The 8,545-nt window shown below is 41.5% G+C and carries 8 protein-coding genes and 1 pseudogene; 8 read left to right on the top strand and 1 reads right to left on the bottom strand.

What is annotated here, in order from left to right; genetic code table 11:
- The 6 genes and pseudogenes from R2Q66_RS10960 to R2Q66_RS10935 all read left to right on the top strand — a co-directional run.
- Positions 1–921 (top strand): annotated as a pseudogene (locus R2Q66_RS10960) (collagen-like protein); the annotation flags it as partial.
- A 4-nt stretch (positions 922–925) separates the two neighbouring features.
- Positions 926–2,224, top strand: a complete 1,299-nt coding sequence (locus R2Q66_RS10955) for a gliding motility-associated C-terminal domain-containing protein (RefSeq protein ID WP_316748777.1) — start codon at positions 926–928, stop codon at positions 2,222–2,224.
- 39 nt (positions 2,225–2,263) lie between these two features.
- A complete protein-coding gene (locus R2Q66_RS10950; RefSeq protein WP_316748775.1) occupies positions 2,264–3,235 on the top strand; it encodes a type IX secretion system membrane protein PorP/SprF in 972 nt (323 codons plus the stop codon).
- A gap of 37 nt (positions 3,236–3,272) precedes the next feature.
- Positions 3,273–5,030 carry an OmpA family protein gene (locus R2Q66_RS10945; protein ID WP_316748774.1) on the top strand — a complete coding sequence of 586 codons (1,758 nt, stop codon included), beginning with the start codon at positions 3,273–3,275 and terminating at the stop codon, positions 5,028–5,030.
- A gap of 9 nt (positions 5,031–5,039) precedes the next feature.
- The gene (locus R2Q66_RS10940; RefSeq protein WP_316748773.1) at positions 5,040–5,540 is read left to right on the top strand and encodes a GAF domain-containing protein; all 501 of its coding nucleotides are present in this window, start codon (positions 5,040–5,042) and stop codon (positions 5,538–5,540) included.
- 48 nt (positions 5,541–5,588) lie between these two features.
- Positions 5,589–6,005, top strand: coding sequence for a hypothetical protein (locus R2Q66_RS10935; protein WP_316748772.1), 417 nt, complete (start codon positions 5,589–5,591; stop codon positions 6,003–6,005).
- 138 nt (positions 6,006–6,143) lie between these two features.
- On the opposite strand, the gene R2Q66_RS10930 is transcribed toward R2Q66_RS10935, so the two are convergent.
- Positions 6,144–6,419, bottom strand: coding sequence for a hypothetical protein (locus R2Q66_RS10930; protein ID WP_316748771.1), 276 nt, complete (start codon positions 6,417–6,419; stop codon positions 6,144–6,146).
- A gap of 201 nt (positions 6,420–6,620) precedes the next feature.
- Here R2Q66_RS10930 and R2Q66_RS10925 point away from each other — a divergent pair, with 201 nt between their 5' ends.
- The gene (locus R2Q66_RS10925) at positions 6,621–7,001 is read left to right on the top strand and encodes a hypothetical protein (protein WP_316748770.1); all 381 of its coding nucleotides are present in this window, start codon (positions 6,621–6,623) and stop codon (positions 6,999–7,001) included.
- An 87-nt stretch (positions 7,002–7,088) separates the two neighbouring features.
- Positions 7,089–8,504: a PLP-dependent aminotransferase family protein gene (locus R2Q66_RS10920; protein WP_316748769.1), complete on the top strand. Its 1,416-nt coding sequence runs from the start codon at positions 7,089–7,091 to the stop codon at positions 8,502–8,504.
- The last annotated feature ends 41 nt before the right edge of the window (positions 8,505–8,545 follow it).

Raw genomic sequence — 8,545 nt, 5'->3', positions numbered from 1 at the left:
TTAAAAGGGGATAAAGGTGACAAAGGAGATATTGGTACTACCGGACTTGCTGGTGCTGATGGAATCCAGGGATTAAAAGGTGACAAAGGAGATATTGGTGTAACCGGTACTACCGGACTTGCTGGTGCTGATGGAATTCAGGGTTTAAAAGGGGATAAAGGTGACAAAGGAGATATTGGTACAACAGGTGCTCAAGGCGCAAAAGGCGATACCGGAGCTACTATGACTGCTAATAACGGTTTGACTGCTGCCAGTGGAAATATTACCTTAGGTGGGACATTAACACAGGCAACTATCCTTGCAACTAGTGCTACAAATACTTTAGCATTGTCAGGTTTGCAGGCCGGCCCAGCGGGCTCTAATAAAATGGTCGTGGCAAATACAACCGGAGTACTATCTACAGTAGAAATTGGAGAGCATAGGAATTATACTACAACGCTGATGAATGCGATAGCAAGTCCCAATCCTGGACGAACTATCTATAATACTACTGAGAACAGCCTTTACACTTACGATGGAACAAATTGGGTTGGTCAAAATTCAAAAACTTTTAACGCTTCAGTTAACGGTGCTTTCTCTGGAATGATTTTAAATGCAAACTTAGATCTTACCAGCACTTTTACATTGGCTGGTAAGCAAAATGCAATGGTGACTGCCAGTTTTGTTCCTCAGTGTAATACGAATGGTGTAAGTTCTTCTACTTCAGGAGAGTATCAATTGGTGATTGATGGGGTGGCGCAGGAGTCCAGACGGTATTCGACCTTAAACGTAGACAGTTCTCTGTATAGAAATGCAGCTGTTGTAACCTGGTCAGGTCCCTTGAATCCAGGATCACACACCATTATTTTTAGGGTAATATATATGGGAGGTACGGTACCCACCAATGCTGAAGACAGAAGAATAGACATTTTTGTGCACTAAGGATATGGAATTATCAACCTATAATCTGGCGCGAATACTATTGGTATTCGCGCTGCTAAGTCCTGCTTCCGGGCTTTTAGCACAGTCAGGAACTGGCAGCACAACGGTAGACAATTCTGATGTTCACATTGCGGGCGGTACTACCGAAACCCGGGTTTCAGAAGGGAGTTATTTTGGCCCTGATTCGCATTGGGAAATAAACGGAACATTGGAGATCTGGAGTAAAAACATCTGGATTGCGCCTGGGGCAACATTTAGCGGAACAGGGAAAATCATCATCTACAATCCGGGATCCAATCCTTTTTATGAAGATATGGCTGCTGGTCCAACCAGAATTGATGGTAATAACGGGGCTTTTATTGGAATGCTCGTGGAACATAGAAATGAGGATAATATTGTTCTGTTTGATCTGGAAGATCCTGGATATGGAACAGTAAATCCACAGGGACCGTTGGCTGCAGCATTCAAAATGGGTTCTACCCTTGATCTTTCAGTGAACAAGGCTAATGTTATTCTAAATGGTCAGAACCTCGTTTTTAATACGGAAGGTAAAATTATCAATTTCGGCGAAGACAGGATGGTGGTTACCGGTAACAGCCTTTCCGGACATATGGTTAAAGAATATGCCGGCAGTTTTTCTTTCGTGTTTCCTGTTGGTATTGCCGAAGGTGATTATACCCCGGCAACCGTAACTCCGCTTGCTGCGGGAACACTCTATGTCGGCGTTCAGAATTATGCGGGCTCTTTTCTTAGGGGGCTTAAATCTGAATCTGGAATGGATAGAAACTGGAATATCTATGCTTCAAAACCCTTAAGGGTGAATCTGACCCTACAGCACAATTCAAACACAAACGGAGCACTGTTTAAAGACCCGAATGCTTCTATACTGAAATTTGCAGGAGGGGAGAAATGGGATGAATTGAAAAGCAGTAACCCACTTTTGGGTGTACACACAGCTTTAGGAGTTGATATAGAAACGGATGTAGCAAGCAATAGAAGTTGGTTTACTAAAAATGGGGCTTCCGAATCAGGGCTTTTCATTCCGAATTTATTTACACCTAATGGTGATGGTAAAAATGATGTATTCGAAATCCGTGGAATAGAACGCTTTGCAAAAAATGATATCATCATTATCAACCGTTGGGGCAACGAAGTCTTTAAACAGGACAATTACCGAAACAGCTGGGCAGGACAAGGTTTAAATGAGGGAACTTATTTCTACGTACTGCGTGTGAAGAATAATTTAAACGAGGACTGGAAAGTGTTTAAAGGTTTCATCACCCTGTTAAGGTCGTTTAATTAAGAAATATGATAGGGTTCGAAAGCTTAGAAAGGATTTAAAATGAAGAAAATACAAATAATAATAGCCGGATTACTCCTGCTGGGCGCAGAGCGGGCAACAGCACAGCAAGACGCCCAGTATAGCCAGTATATGTTTAATGGGATTTATATCAATCCCGCATATGCCGGATATAAGGAGCAATTGAATTTACATAGTTTCTATAGAAGTCAGTGGACGGGAATAACCGGAGCTCCTAAAAGTATGTCACTAGCAGTAGATGCCATCGCAAATGATGGGAATGTTGGTCTGGCGCTACAAATTGCAAGCGATAAAATCGGGGTGCAAAGTACCCTTTCAGCCTATGCGAATTATGCTTACCGTTTAAGGTTGAACACGGATGAAACTTCCCGGCTGTCGCTCGGTATAGGACTTGGCTTTGTGCAATTGGGCATTGATGGGGCAAAACTTAATCCTAATGATTTTGAGGCAGAGCAACCGATAGGAATGCAAAGCAAGGTTATTCCGGATGCAAGGGTAGGTGTTTATTACTCGGATAATAAGTTTTATGCTGGTTTTTCTGCCGATAATTTAATTGCTCAGGCTTCTAAAGTACAGATGGATGGTTTTATTCTTCAGACTAAACCCCATTATTACCTGACCGCCGGAATGCTTATTCCCTTATCAATGGATGTACAACTCAAACCCTCATTCTTACTTAAAGATGATCGGGGAGGGCCAACAAGTTTGGATCTCAATGCTTTTGTGCTGTTGTCGGAGAAAATCTGGCTTGGCGGTTCTTATCGTACAGGTGTTAAACTATATGATAAAAGCTATTTGCAAAAGGATCTTTCTAACCGGAATTCTGTAGTGGCTGCAATGGAATTATTTCCGGTCAGTAATCTCCGTATTGGTTATGCTTATGATATATCTGTCGGAGCATTACGCGGCTATAGTGGCAGTACGCACGAAATATCTATTGGATATTATTTCAAAAGGAAAAACGCCACCATGCTTAGTCCCCGCTACTTTTAATCAGTAGGCTACAGTCTATAATTTTAAAACAAAGAACATGAAAAAAAACTTGCTGATCAGCTTGTCCTCCATACTGTTATTGCTTAACCTGCCTTTAAAAGCACAATATATATTGTATGAAGCGGATGAACTATACCGATTATCTAATTATCCAAAGGCGATTGACCTGTACGAACAGGCTTATAAGAAGAAAAAGACTTTACGGGCCGCAGAACGCCTCGCGGAGGGGTATAGCCTGACAAAAAACTATGAACAAGCCGAAAGCTGGTACGCTATTGCAGCAGGGATGCCCTCCGGTAAAGCAAAGCATGTTTTGGGCTATGCTCAATCCTTACTGAGTAATAGTAAATATGGAGAAGCTAAACAACAATTTCAGCGCTATATTGATTTAAATAGCAAGGTCTCTACAAGACAAAGGGAGTTATGGTTGCAATCTTGTGATTCGGCGGTAAAATGGATGCAAAATCCAGTGTCAGCTCAGGTGCAAAATGCTAAAGAATTAAATAGCCCCCAGTCGGATTGGGGAGCTGTTAAATTAGCGGGTAATCTCGTATTCAGCTCGGATAGGGAGCATCATTCCAGGGAACAGAATCAGCCTGACAAGCCTTTCCTAAAGTTTGACGTAGGAAAAACTCCTGATAAAAAGGTTTATGAGCCTACCGGTAACCAATACCTTCGTCTTTACCAAAAGTTGACGAAAAGTGATAGCCTGCAACTTTTTCCGGTTAATGCAGGCGATGCCTACCACGTTGGTGCTGCCAGTTTCAGTGCTGAAGGGAAAAAGATGTTTTTTTCCTTAACGCGGATTCCCGAAAAACTGAATTACGGCAAAGGTAATCTCGCTACAATAAACATAGGGGTTTATACCAGCGACTGGTCTGATGAGGAAAAGATCTGGAATAAACCGGTGCCCATGAATTTTAACAATGTCAATGAATATGCTGTGGGAGATCCCTTTTTAAGCAAAGATGGTAAAACGCTTTATTTTGTTTCCAACATGCCTGGAGGTAAAGGTGGGACAGACATCTATATCACGGTTAAAAATGATGCCGGCAAATGGACGGTTCCGGTAAATTTTGGAGCGATGAATACGGAATATAATGAGCGGAGTCCTTTTTTGGATGAGGATGATGATTTCTACTTCAGTAGTGATGGTTACGTTGGGATGGGTGGTTTAGATATTTTTAGGTCAAGCCATATCGGTGATGTTTATGGTAAGCCAGTTAACCTGGGTTATCCTTTAAATTCTGCGCAGGATGATTTTGCTTTTAATATAGGTCCGGATAGACTGAGTTACCTTTCTTCAAACCGGATAGGGGGGGTAGGAAGTGATGATATTTATATGGTCAGCAGACAAAATCAGCCCTTAAAGCTGGAAGGGGAAATTACAAAAACATCCCTGATCAAGGATTTCTATTTAACGCCGGTTGAAATTAATAAGACCATTAGACTGGAGAATATTTATTATGATTTTAATAAATGGAATATCCGTGAGGATGCTGCATCGGAGTTAGATAAACTGGTGAAAATCCTTAAAGATAATCCAACCATCTGGATTGAACTGGGCTCCCATACTGATAGTCGCGGAAATGACGCTTTTAACAGGGTGCTATCTCAACATCGAGCAACAGCTGCAGTACAGTACCTTATCTCCAACGGCATTGATAAAAACAGGCTTACTCCACATGGGTATGGAGAAAGTGATTTGTTAAATCATTGCACAAATGAGGTTAGTTGTTCTGAAACGCAACATCAGCTAAACAGAAGAACAGAATTTAAAATAGTAAAACAATAAAATATGGTTATGATCGAAGATATAAAGATTCTGAAGGGGAGCGTCAGACCATGTGCAGTCAAGAAATATAAGGTCTTTTGTAGCAAACCTGATCCGTTTTTAAATCAGTTGGCTACCCTGATCGCGATCATGATGAACAGCTCAATTGCTGTTGTAAATGTCATTGATAAACCCTCTGCATGGGGCAGGCGTCGTCAGTATAGCAGAGAAAGGAAAGAAGAAGAATCGGGTTCAGGGTTCAGTTCCTGCTCCCTGGCAATTTTGAATGAGCAGGTCATGAATTTCAGGAAAATGGTTGATAAGCCACACCTATTTTCTAATCCTTTACTTGTTGGAGAATATGGTTGCCGGTATTTTGTTATGGTGCCGATAAATTCAAACCGGGGGCTTAATGTGGGGTCGATCTGTGTAGCCGATTCAGGAGGAAGAGATTTTACAACAGCAGAAAAATGGAGATTGGAGCAGGCGGTTGACCTGGTCAAAACTGAGATGAGTAACAGATATCGCTAATAATACAAGGAATTCGAAGTGTTTTATATGGACTAATAAATCAAGCTTATGATTAACAAATATGTAATTGTCAAAGGTCACCCGGTTTTATTTTCAAATGAACTTATTCATGCTGAAGTAGTCCGGAATATTGAAGGCCTGGATGGCGCTGGTTTTTTTATAATCAGAAAGGATCATCAAGTGTCAAAGTTGAACGTAGTTTGCTTAGGGGAGAGTACTTCTCTTTGTATTAAAAGCAGACCGGAAATTGATCAGGTCATTATTGCTGATTTTCTGAATCTGGAGCAGCACAAAACGGGGATTTCTGAAATGGAGCCTTGCGGTTTTAAATGTACGAAATGCGAGCGGAGCTTAGTCAGTAAGGAGTTTCATTTCGTTTTTTTTAACTATGTCCTTAAATTCTTAGCCTTAAATATCTATTGGTGTATCGCCTGTAAGGCCAATAAATGGGACTGGAATAAATGAAAAACAACAATTGTTTTTAAATCATATGTTTGGGGGTGGGCCGGGGTTGAGAGATCAATCCCGGTTTTTACGAATTAATCTCTTGCCGAACGGTCTGTTAAACTAAAGGCAGCTTCATCGCTGCCTTTAGTTTGATGACTAGTTTTTTTGTAGCCCTTCTGGTGCTGCATATTGATAAGAACTGGCAAAATCGCCTCTTGTCCAGTCCATCCGGCGTTTGTTAACCATTCCGTCAGACATAATATAGGCGCCGCTTTCGGTGTCAAGAATTATGATCTTGTTTAATGTCCCTCTGCTGATTTTGAATTTCCCGGGCTTATCCTCTGGTGCGTTTTTAAAACTTAAGCCCATTATAATTAAGGCTGAGGCCATAAACCCGATGATCAGGGATTTGATGTCTAATGTGATTTTCATAATTTGATTGATTTGTGTGTAATATGAATTTACGCTTTAATTCATCGGGAGTTTTTCTTTTACTTGTAATTAGTTCATTACAGGATCTCTGGTTTAAGACCGGGTATCGTTTTGAATTTAATCTGTAACCTTTAATATTCGCTTTTCTGTGTCTGTATCTGTCTGTTTTTGATCCTTAATTTTGTGGTCTAATCCGAAGCTATGAAAGATCAAGATCCTAAAAACACAAACATAGAGTACCGAAAAGTATATCTTTCTGACCTGAATGCCTTGATTCGCATCTATAACGATAAACAGAATCAACCGTCAGCTCCGCAATTAACGGCACATTTTGGTCTTCCTTTAACGGTTGCGATAGACAATAAGGTGGTGATCGGCTTTGCCTTTGCTTCTTTCAATGACCTGGATGAACTGATGTTGGGCTGCCATTGTGTAAATGACGATGTGGCTATTGGAGATACACTTAAACTCAAGGCAGAAAAAACATTACATACAACGTTTTCAGGCCTCAGCGAAAACCATAGCCCTTTAAAAAACTCGATTGACCATTTACTGAGCTGGTTAAATACCTGTACGGTCTAATAAAACAGATACAGATTTGTTTTTAGTAGATTTACAGGGTACAGCTGGAGCTTTACAGCCTGGCGCATTACTTATAGCATAGCTCAAATGAAAAAGGAATCCTTATACGTTAAAATTGCCAAGGTAATGGAGGAGCAGATTGAAAGCGAAACCCTAAAACTAGGGGATAAGCTTCCGTCGATCCGTACGATACAAAAACTCTATAATGTAAGTATCAATACGGTTAAGCAAGCCTATTTATCTCTGGAGAGTAAGTCGTTGATTGAGCCCAGAGCCAAATCCGGCTACTTTGTGAGCAAAGCTTCTTTGAGGAAATTCTCGTTGCCATCCGTAGGGAAAATGAAAACCTCTAACCAGCAGAAGGAACCGGAAGATCTGATCAGTAAGGTTTTTAATACGCTGAATGATAAGACGATTACCCAGTTTGCCTTAGGGGTTCCTGCCAATAGCATGTTGCCCATTGCGAAATTAAGCAAGGGGATGGTCAATGTCCTGACTCGCTTAGAAGACGGAGGCACAGCCTATGAGCCGGTAGAAGGTAATATTAACCTCCGCAGAACGCTCGCGAAATGGTCTTTTGTATTAGAAGGAAAGCTTACTGAAAATGATCTGATCACCACATCTGGTGCGATGAATGCTATTTTCAACTGTCTGATGGCGGTAACGAAACCCGGGGATACGGTCGCGATTGAAAGTCCGGTTTACTTTGGGATTCAGCAGATTGTGAAATCGCTGGGCTTAAAGGCGATTGAAATTCCGACACATCCGATCACTGGCGTAGATTTAGAGGCGATTAAGAAGGTATTACCGAGGTTAAATGCCTGCTGTTTCATCAGTAATTTCAGCAACCCATTAGGATGTCTGATGCCGGATGCCCATAAGAAAGAGTTGGTTAGGATGTTAACGGAATACGATATTCCGCTGATTGAAGATGACCTGTACGGCAATCTGTTCTTCGGAACGGAAAGACCAAAACCCTGTAAATACTATGATGAAGCAGGGATCGTGATGTGGTGCGGTTCTGTTTCTAAAACCCTGGCTCCCGGTTATCGGGTAGGATGGGTGGCACCCGGAAAATATAAAGACAAAATCATCCGACAAAAGTTGGTGCAGACCATTTCTACGCCTTCCCTGTATCAGGAAGTGATTGCAGATTTTATGGAGCATGGCCGTTATGACCACCATTTACGAACGCTCAGGTCTAAGTTGTATAGCAATTGCCTGAAATATCAGGGGGCAATCGAAGCGTACTTCCCCGAAAACACGAAAATATCTCAGCCTCAGGGCGGTTTTATGCTATGGCTGGAATTGGACAAAAAGCTGGATACCGGGGAGTTATTTGATCAGGCAATCAAACAGAAAATCAGTTTCGCACCAGGCCGGATGTTCACGCAATACAACCAATACAATAACTGTATGCGGTTAAACTTTGCGCTGGAATGGAATGATAAATTAGAAGATGATATCAAGCGATTGGGACGCTTAGTGAAAGCCAGTATTTAGTAGAAAGCTGGTGTTTCGTAAAAAGCCAGCACCTGGTTAAA

The organism is Pedobacter gandavensis, assembly GCF_032677645.1.
GTDB classification, from domain to species: Bacteria; Bacteroidota; Bacteroidia; order Sphingobacteriales; family Sphingobacteriaceae; genus Pedobacter; species Pedobacter gandavensis_A.
This window is presented reverse-complemented; position numbering and strand designations above follow the sequence as displayed.